This window comes from Nocardiopsis sp. NPDC055824, assembly GCF_053616335.1.
This window is the reverse complement of sequence record NZ_JBSHDN010000003.1, coordinates 56,379-72,705: the sequence shown is the minus strand read 5'-3', so window position 1 is coordinate 72,705 and position 16,327 is coordinate 56,379. Positions and strand designations below refer to the sequence as shown.

At 73.2% G+C, this 16,327-nt stretch carries 14 protein-coding genes; 5 read left to right on the top strand and 9 right to left on the bottom strand.

Annotated features, from left to right (window positions below; translation table 11 throughout):
- Nucleotides 1-130: 130 nt before the first annotated feature.
- The 3 genes from ACWGL3_RS01720 to ACWGL3_RS01710 all read right to left on the bottom strand — a co-directional run bounded on the left by ACWGL3_RS01720 (nucleotide 131) and on the right by ACWGL3_RS01710 (nucleotide 2,933).
- Nucleotides 131-1,570: a hypothetical protein gene (locus ACWGL3_RS01720; RefSeq protein ID WP_452460671.1), complete on the bottom strand. Its 1,440-nt coding sequence runs from the start codon at nucleotides 1,568-1,570 to the stop codon at nucleotides 131-133.
- A gap of 205 nt (nucleotides 1,571-1,775) precedes the next feature.
- A complete protein-coding gene (locus ACWGL3_RS01715) occupies nucleotides 1,776-2,285 on the bottom strand; it encodes a lamin tail domain-containing protein (protein WP_267945146.1) in 510 nt (169 codons plus the stop codon).
- Between the two features lie 204 nt (nucleotides 2,286-2,489).
- Nucleotides 2,490-2,933, bottom strand: coding sequence for a winged helix-turn-helix transcriptional regulator (locus ACWGL3_RS01710; RefSeq protein ID WP_267945147.1), 444 nt, complete (start codon nucleotides 2,931-2,933; stop codon nucleotides 2,490-2,492).
- Between the two features lie 85 nt (nucleotides 2,934-3,018).
- On the opposite strand from ACWGL3_RS01710, the gene ACWGL3_RS01705 reads away from it, so the two are divergent.
- Entirely contained in the window at nucleotides 3,019-4,218 is a 1,200-nt protein-coding gene (locus tag ACWGL3_RS01705; protein WP_267945148.1) for an MFS transporter, read from the top strand.
- A 60-nt stretch (nucleotides 4,219-4,278) separates the two neighbouring features.
- Here ACWGL3_RS01705 and ACWGL3_RS01700 read toward each other — a convergent pair whose 3' ends face one another.
- A complete protein-coding gene (locus ACWGL3_RS01700) occupies nucleotides 4,279-4,920 on the bottom strand; it encodes a TetR/AcrR family transcriptional regulator (RefSeq protein WP_267945149.1) in 642 nt (213 codons plus the stop codon).
- A 104-nt stretch (nucleotides 4,921-5,024) separates the two neighbouring features.
- Between ACWGL3_RS01700 and ACWGL3_RS01695 the strand changes: the two genes are divergently transcribed.
- The 3 genes from ACWGL3_RS01695 to ACWGL3_RS01685 all read left to right on the top strand — a co-directional run bounded on the left by ACWGL3_RS01695 (nucleotide 5,025) and on the right by ACWGL3_RS01685 (nucleotide 7,471).
- Nucleotides 5,025-6,074: a medium chain dehydrogenase/reductase family protein gene (locus ACWGL3_RS01695; protein WP_452460670.1), complete on the top strand. Its 1,050-nt coding sequence runs from the start codon at nucleotides 5,025-5,027 to the stop codon at nucleotides 6,072-6,074.
- A 337-nt stretch (nucleotides 6,075-6,411) separates the two neighbouring features.
- Nucleotides 6,412-7,050, top strand: coding sequence for a hypothetical protein (locus tag ACWGL3_RS01690; RefSeq protein ID WP_267945151.1), 639 nt, complete (start codon nucleotides 6,412-6,414; stop codon nucleotides 7,048-7,050).
- Between the two features lie 40 nt (nucleotides 7,051-7,090).
- On the top strand, nucleotides 7,091-7,471 hold the full coding sequence (locus ACWGL3_RS01685; RefSeq protein ID WP_452460669.1) for a CDGSH iron-sulfur domain-containing protein: 381 nt from the start codon (nucleotides 7,091-7,093) through the stop codon (nucleotides 7,469-7,471).
- Here ACWGL3_RS01685 and ACWGL3_RS01680 read toward each other — a convergent pair.
- Both ACWGL3_RS01680 and ACWGL3_RS01675 read right to left on the bottom strand, forming a co-directional pair.
- Nucleotides 7,361-8,410, bottom strand: a complete 1,050-nt coding sequence (locus ACWGL3_RS01680) for a glycosyltransferase (protein ID WP_452460668.1) — start codon at nucleotides 8,408-8,410, stop codon at nucleotides 7,361-7,363. The two genes, ACWGL3_RS01685 and ACWGL3_RS01680, sit on opposite strands and share 111 nt — an antisense overlap.
- Complete coding sequence (locus ACWGL3_RS01675) at nucleotides 8,407-9,438, bottom strand: iron-containing redox enzyme family protein (protein ID WP_452460667.1); 1,032 nt, start codon at nucleotides 9,436-9,438, stop codon at nucleotides 8,407-8,409. The genes ACWGL3_RS01680 and ACWGL3_RS01675 overlap by 4 nt, the downstream gene beginning before the upstream one ends.
- Before the next feature lie 548 nt (nucleotides 9,439-9,986).
- On the opposite strand from ACWGL3_RS01675, the gene ACWGL3_RS01670 reads away from it, so the two are divergent.
- Nucleotides 9,987-11,009, top strand: a complete 1,023-nt coding sequence (locus ACWGL3_RS01670) for a zinc-dependent alcohol dehydrogenase family protein (protein WP_267945154.1) — start codon at nucleotides 9,987-9,989, stop codon at nucleotides 11,007-11,009.
- A gap of 225 nt (nucleotides 11,010-11,234) precedes the next feature.
- Here ACWGL3_RS01670 and ACWGL3_RS01665 read toward each other — a convergent pair whose 3' ends face one another.
- The 3 genes from ACWGL3_RS01665 to ACWGL3_RS01655 all read right to left on the bottom strand — a co-directional run bounded on the left by ACWGL3_RS01665 (nucleotide 11,235) and on the right by ACWGL3_RS01655 (nucleotide 15,390).
- Nucleotides 11,235-12,131, bottom strand: a complete 897-nt coding sequence (locus ACWGL3_RS01665) for a helix-turn-helix transcriptional regulator (protein ID WP_267945155.1) — start codon at nucleotides 12,129-12,131, stop codon at nucleotides 11,235-11,237.
- A gap of 125 nt (nucleotides 12,132-12,256) precedes the next feature.
- Nucleotides 12,257-13,306 carry an NAD(P)-dependent alcohol dehydrogenase gene (locus ACWGL3_RS01660; protein ID WP_267945156.1) on the bottom strand — a complete coding sequence of 350 codons (1,050 nt, stop codon included), beginning with the start codon at nucleotides 13,304-13,306 and terminating at the stop codon, nucleotides 12,257-12,259.
- A gap of 266 nt (nucleotides 13,307-13,572) precedes the next feature.
- Nucleotides 13,573-15,390 (bottom strand): calcineurin-like phosphoesterase family protein, encoded by a 1,818-nt coding sequence (locus ACWGL3_RS01655; RefSeq protein ID WP_267945157.1) that lies wholly within the window; start codon nucleotides 15,388-15,390, stop codon nucleotides 13,573-13,575.
- Nucleotides 15,391-16,327: the final 937 nt, after the last annotated feature.

Sequence of the window (16,327 nt, the reverse complement as noted above, 5' to 3'; positions counted from 1 at the left end):
CCGGCCGGCCGCGCTGTAGCGGAGCCCCTGCACGACGAGGCGTCGCGCGGGGGCTCCGCCGCTCCCGGGCCGGGCGCGAACGGGGCCGGACGGCTCGCGGTCCCACCCCTCCGCACGGGCGGGACCGCGCTCATGCGCCGGCCGGGTCCTCCGGCGCCGGGACGGCCCCTTCCGTCACGGAGACCAGCTCCTCCCAGAGCCGCCGCCACGGTTCGACGGGGAAGTGGGAGTCCATCCTCGCCCTGTTCCGCCGCATGCCCTCGGCGAACCGGGGCTCGCCGCCCACCCGGGCGCGCATGAGCCCGAGCATCTCCTCGGCGGTCCTCCTCAGGTCGCCGTCCCGGTGCAGGCGGGCGCACAGGAACGCGTCGCCGTAGATGTCGGAGAAGGCGTGGAAGTCCCCGACCGCGCTGGGCAGGCCCGCGACGGTGGCGAGCGCGGGCCCCAGCCCCACGCTCTCCACGTCCGGGCGGTTGGGTGTGAACAGCACCCCGCCGCCCGTGGCGGCGCTCACGCGCAGGAGGTCGACCTCGTCGAGGCGCCAGCGAAGGTCCGTCCCCCGGTGGCTCTGCAGCGGCACCCCGTCCAGGAACCTCACGTGGTCCAGCACCCCTTCCTGCGAGGCCTCGTCGAGCACCTCCTTGGTGTAGTCCGGATCCTCGCCGAGGTCCCCGAAGACCAGGAGAAGGGGTTCGGGACGCCCCTGTTCCCGGCTCACCTGCCGCATGCGGGAGAAGAGCCGGACCGAGATCTCCACACCCTTGACCCTGAAGACGCGGACGGGGACCAGCAGCAGGGGCTGGTCGGGCGCGGCGCCGATCTGCTCCAAGAACTCCGTGTGCCGGTCCTCCAGCCCCTCGGGGGGAGCCTCGGGCAGCACGTTGGGGACCGTGACCGGCTCCAGCGGGGTGGGGTACCCGCGGGCCTCGGCACGCAGTGCCTCCGAGACCACCGCCCAGCGGTGCGCGGGGTGCCTGCCCGGCAGTGGGGTGAACTCGTTGGGGGCCGGGGGGTAGACCCGTTCGTCGCCCTCGTGCACGGCGTAGCTGCCGAACAGGTCGTGGTCCCAGAAGAGGACTCCGCCGGGGCGCCCGCCGCCCCAGCGCTCCTCCGCGGCGCGGTGGAGGGCCAGGGTCACCGGGACCGCGTCGGAGAGGGTCATGTTGACCGCCACCACCCAGTCCACGTCGTGCTCGTGGAGCCACTCCGAGAAGTAGGCCCGGTAGGGGCCGGCCAGGGCCTCGACGCGCCGGTGCAGGCGTGCCCTCTCCCCGGGGCCGAGGGCGTCCGCCCGGGCGACCTGCCGCCGCACGTCGAGGAGTTCCCCCGCCAGGTCCGGTCCCGCGCAGGGCCGGGCCCGGCTCACCCGGAGCCAGGGCGGATAGCAGTCCGCTCCGGCGCCGTCGGGGAAGAAGGCCGGCTTGTCGGGGCGCCACGAGTAGCCGAGGTCGGCCGGGACCGGCTCGTGCGGGTCCGGTCGCCCGTGGAAGCGGGTCACGACGTTGCGGAAGACGGTGAGCAGGCCGCTGACGGGGAGCCCGTCTCCGCAGACCAGTGCGATCTTGACCAACGTCCCGCCTTTCCCAGGGTGTCCCCCGAGACCTACCACACCGCATGGCCGCCGCGTGGCCGAAACGGTCCGATCGCCGCCGGGGCGGTGTCCGGTACCAGCGGTGGTGACGGGTTTTCCGGGCGACCGGGGACGGTACCGCACCGGCGGCCGGGCCCGCCCGGGGAGTCCCCGGACGGGCCCGGTGGCGCCGACGGGCTTGGGGTCAGCAGCGGTAGGTGGTGCCGTTGGCGGCCCTGCCCCAGTTGCAGGAGCTGATGGATCCGCTCGAGGAGTTGTTGTCCGCGCTTCCGGGCCTCTTCAGGCGCAGGTCGGGGCTGCGGCCGGTGGCGTCGTTGGGCAGCACGTGGCGGGCGTAGCCGCGGTAGACCTGGTGGTTGCCGCTCGCGTCGCGGCGGTTGGTACCGCTGCCGGTGCGCACGTAGGCCACCGCTCCCGCAGGGAGGTTGTAGGAGGGCAGGACCCGGCCGTAGGTGTTGCTGGTGATGTCGGGGACGTACCCCCTCAGGTTCACCGTCTTGGTGCTGGTGTTCTTGATGACGAAGTACTCGCCGTTCAGGTTGCTCTTGGTGTCCGTGCCCGCCGAGTTGGCGCGCACATGGGTCACCGTCAGCGCCCCGGTCGAGGAGGCGGCCTGCGCGGGGGCCGACAGCAGGGACAGGGCGGCGACGGCTGCCGCGGCGACGGCGGTGACGCGCGAGGCGGGTCGTGGCATGGGCGCTCCAGGGGTGAGTGCTTGTCGGAAGCGTCATCCTGGCAGGCCACCGAACCTGGATGAGATGTTTTCGCAGGCTATGGCCAGGTTTGGCCAGCATGTACACCTACCCGGCCGTACGGCGTCGCGGAGGGGCGTCGCCGCGCGTCGGGCCGCGCCGCCGGTCCCGTCCGGCGGCGTCCGGGAGGAACGCCGCGGTCCCCTTCAGCCCACCCTCTCCACCCGGGTCGCACCGGCGGTGAGAGGGGCGCCGTCCTGGCCCCGGGGGCGGAGCTCGGCGAGCGGACGCCCCTCGGCGTCGGTGAGGCGCGAACGGGGCTCGCCGTCGGCGAAGGCGTGGCGCTCCCCCCACTGCCTCAGCGCCACCACGACGGTGAACAGGTCCCTTCCGGCCCCGGTCAGCTCGTAGACGTGTCGTCCGCCGCTGGGACTGGTGACCAGGACGCCGTGGTCGACGAGCTTGCGGAGCCGGTCGCTGAGGATGTTGCGGGCGATGCCGAGCCGCCGGCGGAACTCGGTGAAGGACGCCGGGCCCTCCATCGCGTCGCGGACGATGAGCAGGCTCCACCGGTCGCCGACGAGGTCGACCGTTCGGGCGACCGGGCACGTGGGATCGGTCCAGCCACGGCCGGTTTCCGCCTCCGCCATGGAAGCCCTCCTTTGCTGGTTGCACTTTGAAACCATTATGCCCTAGCCTCCAATGGTTGCATTTTGAAACCAAAGAAGTGGGGCGGTGACAGGGGTGACGAGTGCTCAGCGCATCGTCCTGGCGGTGGTGTGCGCCGTGGCGGTGTCCACCGTGTACGCGATCCAACCGGTCCTGGAAGCCGCGGGCGCCGACCTGGGGATGGCGCCCGCGTCACTCGGGCAGCTGGCCGCCGCAGGCCAGCTCGGCTACTTCGCGGGCCTGATCCTGCTGGTCCCCCTCGGCGACGTGGTGGACCGGCGGCGGCTCCTCACCCGGCTCCTGGCGCTCGTCGCCGCGGGCGCCGGGACCACGGCCCTCGCCCCCAACGGCGCGGTGGCGACGGCGGGGCTGGCGACCGCCGGCTTCTTCGCGGTCGTGGTCCAGGTCGCCGTGGCCCATGTCGCCTCCGTCTCCGCGCCCGGCGAGCGGGGACGCAACATCGGCGCGGTCACGTCGGGGGTGGTGGTCGGCATCCTCGGGGTCCGCGTCCTGGCGGGCGCACTGGGCGACACGGTGGGCTGGCGCGCCGTCTACCTCGTGCTCGCGCTGCTGTGCGCCGTGCTCGCCGCGGCCGTGCACGCGGGCCTCCACCCGGATCCCCGCACCTCCCGCGAGCCGTACGCGCGGGCGGTCGGCACGATGGCGCGGCTGGCCGTCACCGACCGCCTGCTCCTCGGCCGGGGCCTCATCGCCTTCTTCCTCTTCGCGTCCTTCGGCACCCTCTGGAGCGGGCTCGCCCTCCCGCTCGGCGCCGAACCGTGGTCGTTCGGCACCACCGAGATCGGCCTCTTCGGGCTGGCGGGCCTCGCCGGGGCCCTCGGGGCCTCCCGGGCGGGAAGGTGGGCCGACGGCGGCCGCGCCCAGCCGATCAGCGGGTGGTCCCTCGTGCTGCTGGTCGCCTCCTGGGCGCTCATCGCCCGGACGGAGCCGACCCTGTGGCCCCTCGTCGCCGGGATCGTCCTGCTGGACTTCGCCGTCCAGGCCGTCCACGTCGGCAACCAGCACCTGCTGACCTCGGCGCACGCGGACCGCGCCAGTGGCGTCATCGGCGCCTACATGGCCTTCTACTCCCTGGGTTCCGCCCTGGGAGCCGTCACCTCCGCCTGGGCGTACACCACCTGGGGCTGGTGGGCCTCCTGCCTGTTCGGCGCCTCCTACGCCCTGGCCGGCCTCCTCGCGTGGGCACACGCGAGGCCCGGCGCGACCGCGCGACCCGGCGGTGCGGCCCGCCGGGCACGGGGATGACGCGGCCGACCGCGCCCGGCCGCGTTCGCGCGAGCGGCCGCCTGCGGCTCCGGGCCGGGCTCAGCCCTCGCGCAGGCGGGCCAGCGCGGGGATCATCCGCTCGCCGATGTCGTCGGGGCCGGGGAACACGCGGGTGACGGACCGCTGGTGCGCGAGCCCGTGCAGGCCGAGCCACAGCGCGTACGTGTCGGCGCCGGGGTCGGTACTCGTGGAGAGCCCGGCGTCGGCGCACGCGGCCAGGACCCCGGACAGGATCCGCAGGCTGGAGTCGCCGAGCGCCACGAGGTCCTCCTCGGTGACCGCGGTGTCGGCGAGCGTGGGCATCCACAGGCCGCCGAACATGGTGCGGTACCGCTCGGGGTGCGTGCGGGCGAAGTCCAGGTAGGCGTGGCACACGGCGTACAGGCGCGCCCGGGGGTCCTCCCCCGCCTGCTCCAGTGCCGTGCGCAGCGCCGCTTCGAGCTCGTCGAAGGCCCGCCGGACCACGGCCAGCATGATGGAGGGCTGGTCGGAGAAGTGCGGGTAGATGGAGGGCGCGGCGATCCCGACCCGGCGCGCGATGGAGCGCAGGGTGATGGTGCGCTCGTCGCCGGTCTCGTCGAGCAGGGCGACCGCCGCGTCGACGATGTCCTCGCGCAGGCGTCCGCCCTGGCCGCGGCGGTTGCGGGTGCGCGGAGCCGAGGTGTCCTTCGTGACCTTCATGGCGTCACCTTACAGCTGCGAGTTTTTCCGGTGGTGACCTTGCACCACCATGATTACATGCGTAAGGTTACAGTCGTTACCCAACATGTTCCGGAGGAGCCCGCATGAACCCCGCCAGAGACGCCACCGTCACCGCCACCCAGATCCTCCTGCCGGGCAAGGTGGAGCCCGCCGGCCTGCGGGTGCGCACGCAGCAGCTGGCCGCTCCGGGATCCGGCCGGGTCCTGCTCCGCATGGAGGCGACCGGGGTGTCGTTCGCCGAGCAGCAGATGCGCCGGGGCAAGTACTTCGACCAGCCCCCGTTCCCGTTCGTGCCCGGCTACGACGTCGTCGGCACCGTCACCGACGTCGGGCCCGGCGTGGACGCCGCACTCCTCGGAGGCAGGTTCGCCGCCGTCACGAAGACCGGCGCCTGGACCAGCCACCTGCACCTCGACGCCCGCGACCTCGTCCCCGTGCCGCAGGACGCGGACCCCGCGGCCGTCGAGACACTGCTCGTCAACGGCATCACCGCGTGGCAGATGCTGCACCGCACGGCCGCCGTGCCGCGCGGCGGCACGGTCGTCGTCCTCGGCGCCAACGGCGGGGTCGGCACCACGCTGCTCCAGCTCGCCCGGCACTCCGGGATCACCGTGATCGGCACCGCCGCGCAGCGCCACCACGAGGCCGTGCGCGAGCTCGGCGCCACCCCCGTCGACTCCCACGACGAGGGCATGTACGACAGGATCCGTTCCCTGGCGCCCCACGGCGTGGACGCGGTGTTCGACCACGTCGGCGGCGAGGGCGTCGTCCGGTCCTGGCACCTGCTGCGGCGCGGCGGCACCCTCGTCTCCTACGGGACCGCCGCGACCAAGGACGTCGAGGGCGGCTCCCGGCTGCCCGTGCTCAAGCTCTTCGGCCGCCTCGGCGTGTGGAACGCGCTGCCCAACGGCCGCAGCGCCGGCTTCTACAACTTCTGGGCCGGGAGCCGCCGCGCCGACGCCTTCCGCGCCCGGCTGCGCGAGGACCTGGCCCAGGTGCTCGGCCTGCTCACCGAAGGCGTCCTGACGCCGCAGGTCGGCGCCCGCATCCCCCTCTCGGACGCCGCGGCGGCGCTGGCCCTCGCCGAGTCCCGCACCGTCATCGGCAAGGTCGTGCTCGTCCCCGACGCGTAGGGGCCGCGGCCCTCCGCCCGGAAGGGGCCGTCGAGGCAGGGGCGCGGGCACCGGCCGGAGTCCGGGAGGACATGTCGTCCAGGGGCACGGCAGGGCCTCCCACGTCCCGGGGGCCGCCGCCCACCGCGGACGGACGGTGGGAACCCGTCCCCTCCACAGGAGGACGGGGGACCCGCCGTGCGACCACGCGGACGAGGGGCGCCGTGCGCGGCGTAGCGGTCCAGCCACCCTGCGACGGACGCCCCGTGCGGGAAGCCCCCGGTGCCGAGCGCCGCCGGGGCCGCTCCGGCCGCCGAAACCTGTGGCGCCGCCGCCCGCCGTGCGGCAGACTCCCGGCATGATCGTCGTGCATCCCGTGGTGGAACTCCACTTCCGCGGCGGATTCTCGCTGTGGCCCGTCGGCAAACCCACCACCTTCGACTTCCTGCGGCTGCACGGCGGGATGTCCCCCGTCGACATCGGTACGGCGGTGATGCTCATCGTCGCCTGCAACGACGTCGAAGGGGTGTTCCCCGGGGAGGATCCTCCGCGCCCTGCGGAACCGCTCGACCGCTTCCTCCACCCCCTGTTCACGACGGACAAGCTCTTCGTGGCAGGCGGAATGCGCATCACCGACACCACGACCGGCGCCGCCCTGCTGCCCGGCTGCTGCAGCGACCTCAACGAGTGGCGTGACTGGCTCGACTACCTCGACGAACGCAGTCTTCGGCTCGACCTCGGCCACGACCCCTTCCCGCTCGTCGAGGTCTCGGGAGGAACCGTGCGCCTGACTCCCGACCAGGAACAGCCGGGCAGCCCGGTCATCGAGACCTCCGCCCCCGGGCTCCGCCGGCTGGTGGCCGGCGCCGAGGACGACCTGACCGGTTTCCTGCGGTCGGCCGGGGTGTGGGCCGAGCAGTACCTCCCCGGGCGTTCTGCGCGACTCACCGCCGCTCTCGGCCGGGCCCTGGACGTGGTTCCTCCTCAGGCGTCGTGACCCTCCCCGCGCTCCCGCCTGTCGCACGCCGTCCTCCCGTATGTCCGCGACACCGGCCCGCCCGGGACGGCCGCGGCGGCGCGGAGAGGGCCGGGCCCGCCGGGGCCGCCGTTTTCCGTGCCCCCCGCCGGGGCAGGAGCCCCGTATGGAAGACGACCCGCCGAACGAACGCCCTTCCGCCCCGGAGGTCTCGGTGACCGCCTGCCCGGACGGACCGCTGCTGCTGCGCGGCCCCTTCCGGCTGCTGGACGCGGAGGGGGACCCCATCCCCAAGGGCCGCCGGACGGTGGCGCTGTGCCGCTGCGGTGCGTCATCCATCCGCCCCTTCTGCGACGGCACGCACAAGGAGATCGGGTTCACCGCCCCCGGCGGGGCGGAGGGAGAGCGTGCCCGCCCGGCTCCGCCTGAGCAGACGGGGTGAGTGGGCGGCGGCGGTGAGCCTCGAACCCGCGTAGGGAACGCCTCTCCCCGTCAGCCAGGCGGCGAACGAGGGCCACGCGCACACCGCCCGTTCGAGGACCCACAACGGCGCGCCCAGCGAGGCGCGCACCGGGAAGACGTCGCCTCCCCCCGCCCTCCTCCTGCCCGCTTCGGCGAGCAGGACGACGGCCCCGGCCCCGGCCGCCACGAGCCCGGGTGAGCGCAGGGCGGCGACACCCGCGAGGGGCAGCAGTGACAGGAAGAGCACCATGCGCGCGGGCTGGGCCGTGTCGTCGTACGCCTGGCGCGGCCTCTGCGACCAGAAACGGGACGCCCGGGGCGGCAGGCGGCGGACGTACAGGCCGGTCGCCAGTACCTCGGTCCCTCCCGCGGCCCGGACCGTGCGCACCAGTTCGAGGTTCTCGAAGAGCGTGTTCCCGTCGTAGCCGCCGATGCCCAGCAGCGCCGACCGCCGCAACCCGAAGGTCCCCGGATAGTCCTGGCCCACGGACCTGTTCAGCAGGGTGCGCCCGGTGTCCCACACGGCGTGCCAGGGCGCCGGGTCGAAGTAGTTCTGGGGCCTGACCAGGTGGGCGCCGTCCAGCAGCCGGGAGACGTGCCCCAGCGAGGGCTCGTCGTACCTCACGTCGTCGTCCGCGATCACGACCTTCTCGCGGGTCGCCGCCGTCACACCGGTGCGGATACCCGCCACCTTGCCGTTCGCGCACACGGCGGCCCGGTCCGGGGGGATGTGGCGTACCCCCGTTCCGCGCCAGAGTTCTGCGTGCCCGTCGAAGAGGGCCTTCGGAGAACCGTCGACGACGATCACCTCGTGGACCACGCCCGCGAGGAACCGCAGGTAGGCGGTCATGTCCTCCGCCTCCCCGTCGTCCTCCCACTTCAGCGGGACGACCACGCTGAGTTCGGCCGGGGTACTCATGTGGCCGCGGCCGCCCGGGCGTCCGCCGACGACAGCGACGACTCCCCCTCCTGCCAGCGGCCCAGGACGTGCTCCGCCCACAGGCGGTCCAGGGTCAGGCAGGCCGCGGCGCCGAACAGCACGTCGGGCACCAGGTCGGGGTGGTCCGCCGCGAAGGAGCCGCACATGTCGCGGGCGGCGATCTGCTCGTGCGCGGCATCGGCCTCCACGTGCTCGTCGAAGTAGCGGCGCACCTGGACCGCCACGCCCAGCCGCTGCAGTCCCAGGGAGAGGTCGCGGTTGGGACCGGTCGAGGTCATCTCGAAGGCCGCCAGATGCCCCAGGAGCGCTCCGCGCAGGCGCCGGTGGAGGCCGAGGAGCGACATCGTGTTGTTCAGGGCCAGTGTCACCGCCGGGACCGACTCCAGGTAGGCGCCGTAGGCGGTGTCCAGGCCGAGGCCGCGCATGGTGTTCCGGAAGAGCTCGGAGTGCATTCTCCCGGCCTCCCCCTGCCCGTACTCGTCGGCCTGGATCTCGATGAGGGCGGCCTTGGCCCTGCCCTGTACGCGCGGGATCGCCCAGGTGTGGGGGTCGGCCTCGCGCAGGTGGTAAAGGGAGCGGTGCTTGACGAACTCCCGGTACTGCCCGAAGGTGGCGTGCCGCCGCATGAAGGCCGACAGGGGCGGCCCTCCGGCGGCACGGGTCATCCCCGTGAGCCTGGTCGGCACCTCGCACGGCAGCGTGTCCTCCTGCCCCTGCCACCCGTGGCCCGGGGTGGCCTCGCGCAGGGCGCGCTCCAGCTCGCCCTCCAGCTCCGCGCGCAGGGCGAGCAGTGCGGGGTTCCACTCCCACGTGCCGTCCACCCCCTCCAGATCCGAGTAGTGGAGCTGGTAGCAGGTGAACAGGGACAGTTGCAGGTCCTCGTCCTGGAGCGGGTCGGCGACCGCCGGCACGCCTCGGGGAAGCGTCGCCTCCCCCTCCAGGGGCGGACGGGTCAGGGAGAGGAGCAGTCGCTCACTCAGCGGGCCTCGGGGCTCGGGGCGGATCATGGGCGGCCTTTCATGGTTGGGGAGCGCTCTTCGCGGGGTCGGCGTCCGGGACGGCCGGGGCCGGGCCGGGTACGTGCCGTGAGGCGCCGGCCGGCCGCGCGGGGGTGTGGACACCTGTCCCGCTGACGGCGCGGCGGTGTCCACACCCCTCTCCGGAGTCTCACTCCAGGAGGTCCGGAGCCTCGGGCTCGGCTTCGCACTGGAGGTGCCCGGTGTGTCGGAACATGCTCTGACCCGCCTCTTCGTCACCGTTCCGCCCAGGAACGTGCGACCCCACTACCCGGGGTCCGCGGATCGGACACCCCTGCCTGCACGGTTGCCGTTCCCGGCCTCCCCGGCAGGCGCGGACGGGTGCTCCCGGGCGAAGGACCCCGCCCGGAATCCGCACCCGTGCCGCCGTGGTCCCGATCCGTCTCCTCAGGGGGCGGCGGGGCGCCCGGCCGCGCGAGGACACCCCGGTCAGCGCCTCCACCAGGTAGAACTCCACGCGGACGGGAACGGTGGTGGTGTGGAGAAGGTTTCGAGGAACCGACAACCGAGGAGCACCCATGCGAGCCGTCGTCATGCACGGTCCCGGGGACGTCCGGGTCGAGGACGTCGCGGACCCCGCGATCATCGAACCGACCGATGCCGTCATCCGCGTCACCGCCACCTGTGTCTGCGGGTCCGACCTGTGGCCCTACCGCGGCATCGAACAGCAGGACGGCCCCGCGCGGATGGGCCACGAGTACATCGGCGTCGTCGAGCAGGTCGGATCCGGTGTCCGCTACGTCGGGGCGGGCGACCTCGTCGTGGGCTCCTTCGTGGCCTGCGACAACACCTGCGAGATCTGCCGGTCCGGCTTCCAGTCCCGCTGCGTCCACCAGGTCATGATGGGCGCGATCGGCACGCAGGCCGAGTACGCCCGCATCCCCCTCGCCGACGGCACCCTCGTCAAGGTGCCCGGCGAGCCGACCCCCGAGCAGGCCCGCAGCCTCCTGGCCGCCTCCGACGTTCTCGGCACCGGCTGGTTCGGAGCGGTCGCCGCGGACGCCGGGCTCGGCAAGTCGGTCGCCGTGGTCGGCGACGGCGCGGTCGGGCTGCTCGCGGTCATGGCCGCCGAGCGCCTCGGTTCGGAGCGGATCATCGCCATGTCCCGCCACCCCGACCGGCAGGCGCTCGCCCGGCGGTTCGGCGCCACCGACATCGTCGAGGAGCGCGGCGCCGAGGGCGTCGCGAGGATCAGGGAGCTCACCGACGGGTACGGCGCGCACTCCACCGTCGAGGCCGTCGGCACCCAGGAGTCCATGGCGCAGGCCATCGGCGCCACCCGCCCCGGCGGGCACGTCGGCTACGTGGGCGTCTCGCACGGGGTCGAACTGGACGGCCTGGAGCTCTTCTTCGCCACGGTGAGCCTCCTCGGCGGCCCGGCCCCCGTGCGCCGGTTCCTGCCGGAGCTCGTCGACCTCATCATGAGCGGCCGGATCGACCCCGGCGTGGTCTTCGACCTCACCCTCCCGCTCGAGGAGGCCGCCGAGGGCTACCGAGCGATGGACGAGCGCCGCGCCACCAAGGCGCTCCTCACGCCCTGACGGCCTGCCCGAGGGTCCTCCCGCCGCCGGGCCGGGCGCCGCGCCGCCGCGCCGCCCGTCCGCCCCGACATCCGCGAGGGGCTTCCGCCGACACACACGGCCTGCCCGCACGACACGGACATGCGGCCGCGCGTGCCGGGTTCACCACCGGCGCCGATGCCACCGGGGGAACCGCGGGAGAGGCCGGGGCCTCCGGGACGTGGAAGGGGTCGGAGAACCCCTCCCTCAGCGCCCGCGACGGCTCTCGGCATCCGCGCCGGCGGCGCCGCGGTCCCGGCCGTCCTCGTCGGTGGCGGCCAGGGTGCCCAGCAGGGCGAGGGCGTCGGCCGAGGGGGTGCCCGGCTCGACGGTGTAGGTGACGATCCACAACCTGTCCTGCCCGGTCGGCTCGAACACGTCGAAGTCGACCTCGACGGGGCCGACGTCGGGGTGGCGGAAGGACTTGGTGCCGGTGCGGTGGCTGTGGACGTTGTGGCGGGCCCAGTCCCCGGCGAAGTGGCTGCTGTGCGCCGACAGCTCCCCGATCAGCGCGGTCAGCTCCCTGTCGAGGGGGTTGCGGCCGGCTTCCAGGCGCATCGTCGCCGCGGTGGTGTGGCGGGCCAGTGGCCAGTCGGCGTAGTAGTCGCGGGCGCGGGGGTCCAGGAAGATGAACCGCGCCATGTTGGGCGGCCGCTGGTCGGTGTCGAAGTGCGGCGCGTACAGGGCCCGGCCCAGCCGGTTGGCGGCCACCAGGTCCTGGCGGGCGTTGTGGACGATGGCCGGGGTGTCCATCGCGTCCAGCATCCGCTGCACCGAGGCCCGCACCCCGCCGGGGGGAGGCGAGGCGGCGCGGGCACGGCTTCCGGACGCGGCGCGGGCGAGGTCGAACAGGTGGGCCCGTTCGACCTCGTCCAGCATCAGCGCCCGGGCGATCGCGTCCAGGACGCCCTCGGAGGCGCCGCCGATGTTGCCGCGCTCCAGGCGGGTGTAGTAGTCGAGGCTGACGTCGGCGAGCATCGCGACCTCCTCGCGGCGCAGCCCCGGCACCCGGCGGTCGCTCCCGTAGGCGGGGATCCCGGCCTGTTCCGGTGTCACGCGGGCGCGCCTGCTGACCAGGAACTCGCGGACGGTGTTCTTGTCCATGCCCCCAGGCTAGGCGGAGCGTCCGCGGGGTGGCAGGCCCTGGCGGACCCCCTCACCGCAGGGTGCGGCAGGGCCTGCCCCCGCGGCCGTTCCCCGGGGCGTCCGGCGGCTCCCCCGGTCCGGGGTCAGGACCCGCCCAGGGTGGAGGTGTCGATGACGAACCGGTACCGCACGTCCGAGGCCAGTACCCGCTCCCAGGCGTCGTTGACCTCGTCGGCGGCGATGACCTCGACCTCCGGGGCGATGCCGTGCTCGGCGCAGAAGTCCAGCATCTCCTGCGTCTGGGCGATGCCGCCGATCTTCGACCCGGCGAAGGAGCGGCGGTTCTCGAACAGCGTGAACAGGGTCACCGACACCGGCTCGGGCGGGGCTCCCACGCTCACGATCGTGCCGTCCAGCGCCAGCAGGTTCAGGTAGGCGTCCAGGTCGATGGGCGCGCTGACGGTGTTGACGATCAGGTCGAAGGCGCCGGCCAGCTGCTCGAAGGTGGCCGGGTCCGCGGTGGCGTGGTAGTGGTCGGCGCCGAACCGCAGCCCGTCCTCGCGCTTCTTCAGGCTCTGGGAGAGCACCGTCACCTCGGCGCCCAGGGCGTGGGCGATCTTGACGGCCATGTGCCCCAGGCCGCCCAGTCCCACCACGGCGACCTTCGTGCCGGGTCCGGCGTTCCAGTTGCGCAGCGGCGAGTAGGTGGTGATCCCCGCGCACAGCAGCGGGGCGGCCTTCTCGAAGGGGATCGTGTCGGGGATGCGCAGGACGAAGTGCTCGTCGACCACGATGCCGGTCGAGTAGCCGCCCTGGGTGGTGGTGCCGTCCCGGTCGGTGCCGTTGTAGGTGTCGGTGAACCCGCGCAGGCAGTACTGCTCGGCCCCCGCCAGGCAGTTGGCGCACTCGCGGCAGGAGTCCACCATGCACCCCACGCCGACCCGGTCGCCGACCTTGTGGGCGGTGACCTCCTCGCCGACCCGGGCGACCACGCCGGCGATCTCGTGCCCGACGGTCAGCGGGTAGGGGACCTCGCCCCAGTCGCCGCGGACGGTGTGGATGTCGGAGTGGCAGACCCCGGCGTAGGCGATGTCGATCAGGACGTCCTTGGGGCCGACCTCGCGGCGCTCGACCGTACCCGGTGTCAGGGGCGCGGTCGGCGAGGTGGCCGTGTAGGCGGCAACGGTGGGCATGCTTCTCCTCAGCGGTGTTCTTCGGAACGGCCTCGCCGACGCCCGGGGCGCGGCGGAGTCGCCGCACGCGGGCGGGGCGAGGCGGGGGCCGTGACTTCCGGCCTCCTGTCGCAGTGAAACATCCGCGGGAACCCGGGTGGGAGGCCCTGCCAGAACCCGTCACCGCCGCGCGGAGTCCCGTGGCCCGTGCCTCCTTTCCGCGGGGCCGGTCCGCACGGAGGAGGGCCGCCACCCCTGCGGGTGACGGCCCTCCGGGTGGAGCCCCGTTACCGGCGCCCCACCACCTCGAACTCGATGGTGTCGGTGAACTCGCGGCCGTAGGAGTCGGTCGCGGTCACCTCGGCGGTGTGCTCACCGGTGCGCAGGTTCCTGGGGAGGTCGAACCGCCACAGGTGCATCGTCCGGTCGGCGAGGCTGCCGCCGTGGACCAGCTGCTGCGAGATCGCGTACGGGTCGGAGTACTCGACGCCGACGTTGACGTCCTCGCCCTCCATCTGCTGGGTACGCGTGGCCTCCCTGGTCCGCCCGCCGTCGATGCTCACCTCGACCGTCGAGCCGGTGGAGCCGAAGAAGAAGTTGGTCGTCAGCCAGCTCCCGCCTGCCAGGTCGGAGCGGTCGACCACCAGGGGCTCGTCCAGTTCGGGGGCCTCGCCCACGGGGTCGGCGTTCCACTCCTGGCGCTCCGCGAACCACTCGCGGTAGGTCGGGCTGTTGATGCCCAGCTGCGTCTGCACGTCGTCGGACTCACCGGTGACGGTGTAGCGCTCCTGGAACTCGTTGCCCTCGATGTCCAGCGTCACCAGTCCGGGGCGGCCGCCGTCGCGGCCGATCGCCGTCGGGTAGCCCTCCTCGCCGACCTCGCCGGAGTACCAGTCGCCCGAGATCGCGCCGGCGGTGATGTGCGGGAACGGCAGTCCCTCGACACCGAAGAGGGTGCGCCACCCCTCGACGTCGTCACCGGTCTTGAGGTTCTCGATGCTGTGGCTGTGGCCGGACAGCGCCACGGCCCTGCGCCCCTCCAGCAGTTCGTGCACGCGGCGGACCTGGTCGACCTGGTGCACCGGGGAGCTCTCGTCGGCGTAGTTGAGCAGGCCGATGTGGCCGGCGACCACGACGAGCTTGTCGCGGTCGACGTGCGCCAGGTCCTGTTCGAGCCATGCGAGCTGGTCGTCGTCGATGCGGCCGTTGTACGCCGGGCGGCCCTCCGGGTCCGCGCAGTGCTCGGCGATGCCCGCGGGGCTGTCCTCGGCCGCGGTGCACGGGTAGTCGACGGTGTTCAGCGCGACGACGTGCACGTCGCCGACGTCGTAGGAGTAGTACTCCGGCGCCAGCTGGGCGCGGAAGGTGTCGAAGGAGTGCTCGGAGTTCGGCGCGTCGAAGTCGAGGTCGTGGTTGCCCGGCAGGAAGCGGGCCGGACCGTTGGTCTCGGCGACCAGGTCCTTGACGGCGGGGTAGAGCGACAGGTCGTCGCCCACGACGTCGCCGACGAACAGGGTGCCGCAGCCGGCGTAGTCGTCGCGCTCGGCCAGGTCCCTGATGGCGCCGGCGCGCGCGTACTCGACCTCCTGCTCGTCGTAGGTCTGCAGGTCTCCGGCGATGACGCAGCTCTGGTCCGAGTCGCCGGTCTCCCCGCTCTCCACGACCGGGAAGTTGATCGCGGACGGCAGCGGTCCGGTGGGCTCGATGCCGCCGTAGCGCAGCTCCGGGGACCCCTCGGGCAGGTGGTTGTAGTGGAACTGCGGGATGTTGTGCTCGTCCATCGGCACCTGGTAGCCCGAGGGCTGCGTGATCGACACCGTCATGTTGTCGAACGCGGGCAGCTCGTAGCGGCCCCGCCGGTCGGTGCGGACCACGTCGCGGCCGTTGGTGACCACGACGCCGGCCAGGCCGTCCTCGCCGCGGTCGCTGACGCTGTTGCGGTCGGCGTCGACGAACACCCGGCCCGTCAGCACCGAGTCGTCGGCGGGCTGCGACCGGACGACCTCGATCCCGCCGCGGTAGGCGGCGTCGTCCCCGTTCTCCGACGGCTCTGCCGCGGCCGGGGCGGGGACCATGGTGATGGAACCGGCGATGGCAGCGGCCATCGAGGCCGTCATCGCGGTGCGAAAGTAACGGCGTGCCCTGGGGGCGCGACGCGTCTGCGCATGTCGTGAATGGGGCGTTGGCATGCGGTTGCCTCCGATATGCGGGGGAGAGAAACCGGCCAGGGGGACCGGCGGGAAGCAACCTTTCTCGACAAGACTGAACAAGGAACCAGTTTCCGACCAACAGCCGACCACCGGACGGTGACGACTGGCACGACTCACCGGGCATTCCCCGACGAGTTCCCTCTTGTTGCGCTACTGATGACCAGGTCCGCCCGCGTTTCCGATCCGATTTCCCCTGCGGGTTCTCCCACCGGAGGGATCGCGGCGTCGTCCGCGTTCCCGACATGCGCGCCGCCGATAAAACCGCGCGACCGGAACCAGGTCTGCGATCAGAACGTATACGCACGTCAGCCCAGGTGGAGGAGCGCAACTCCGTCATCGGCCGAGAAAACTCGGGAGCCGTGTTCGGGCGACACGTCCGCCGGGGTGCATTTCGTTTATGACCTGCGGTTCCGTTCTGATACGACTCCGGTCGGCATCACCCGGAGTGCGGCGGAACAGCCAATCGAATCAAAGGCCCGAAATGGCACGGAGGCTCTCGACAGACCGGGCTTGCACTCGGTGAACTTCCGGAGGCCACTGCTCCGACAAGGGACCGCACGCGAACGACCCGGACGGATTCGGCGGCCCTGCCCGGCTCGCGCATTGCCGCCGGATCCCCTGCGCCGCCGAGGCGCGGGTCCGGATTCCCCCGATGAGAGGAACATGCCGCGCAACAGCGGGGGTTCGGACGGGCACGGCCAACGGAGGACGGACGGTCTCCGCGTATCCGGGGCGAACCGCCCTCACCGAGTCCGGAGAGCGGAGGGCCGTCGGGTCCGGGCGTTCCGGGCCCGCCTTCACCGAGGTCACCCCGCCGGCCGAAGGCCGACGG

Bases quoted from the DNA above. Each gene is read 5' to 3' on its own strand.
- ACWGL3_RS01670 (WP_267945154.1), top strand. From the start codon at position 9,987: ATGCGAGCCGTCGTCATGCACGGTCCCGGGGACGTCCGGGTCGAGGAC.
- ACWGL3_RS01680 (WP_452460668.1), bottom strand. From the start codon at position 8,410: ATGAGTACCCCGGCCGAACTCAGCGTGGTCGTCCCGCTGAAGTGGGAG.
- ACWGL3_RS01715 (WP_267945146.1), bottom strand. From the start codon at position 2,285: ATGCCACGACCCGCCTCGCGCGTCACCGCCGTCGCCGCGGCAGCCGTC.
- ACWGL3_RS01690 (WP_267945151.1), top strand. From the start codon at position 6,412: ATGATCGTCGTGCATCCCGTGGTGGAACTCCACTTCCGCGGCGGATTC.
- ACWGL3_RS01710 (WP_267945147.1), bottom strand. From the start codon at position 2,933: ATGGCGGAGGCGGAAACCGGCCGTGGCTGGACCGATCCCACGTGCCCG.
- ACWGL3_RS01700 (WP_267945149.1), bottom strand. From the start codon at position 4,920: ATGAAGGTCACGAAGGACACCTCGGCTCCGCGCACCCGCAACCGCCGC.
- ACWGL3_RS01685 (WP_452460669.1), top strand. From the start codon at position 7,091: ATGTCCGCGACACCGGCCCGCCCGGGACGGCCGCGGCGGCGCGGAGAG.
- ACWGL3_RS01695 (WP_452460670.1), top strand. From the start codon at position 5,025: ATGAACCCCGCCAGAGACGCCACCGTCACCGCCACCCAGATCCTCCTG.
- ACWGL3_RS01675 (WP_452460667.1), bottom strand. From the start codon at position 9,438: ATGATCCGCCCCGAGCCCCGAGGCCCGCTGAGTGAGCGACTGCTCCTC.
- ACWGL3_RS01660 (WP_267945156.1), bottom strand. From the start codon at position 13,306: ATGCCCACCGTTGCCGCCTACACGGCCACCTCGCCGACCGCGCCCCTG.
- ACWGL3_RS01655 (WP_267945157.1), bottom strand. From the start codon at position 15,390: ATGGCCGCTGCCATCGCCGGTTCCATCACCATGGTCCCCGCCCCGGCC.
- ACWGL3_RS01665 (WP_267945155.1), bottom strand. From the start codon at position 12,131: ATGGACAAGAACACCGTCCGCGAGTTCCTGGTCAGCAGGCGCGCCCGC.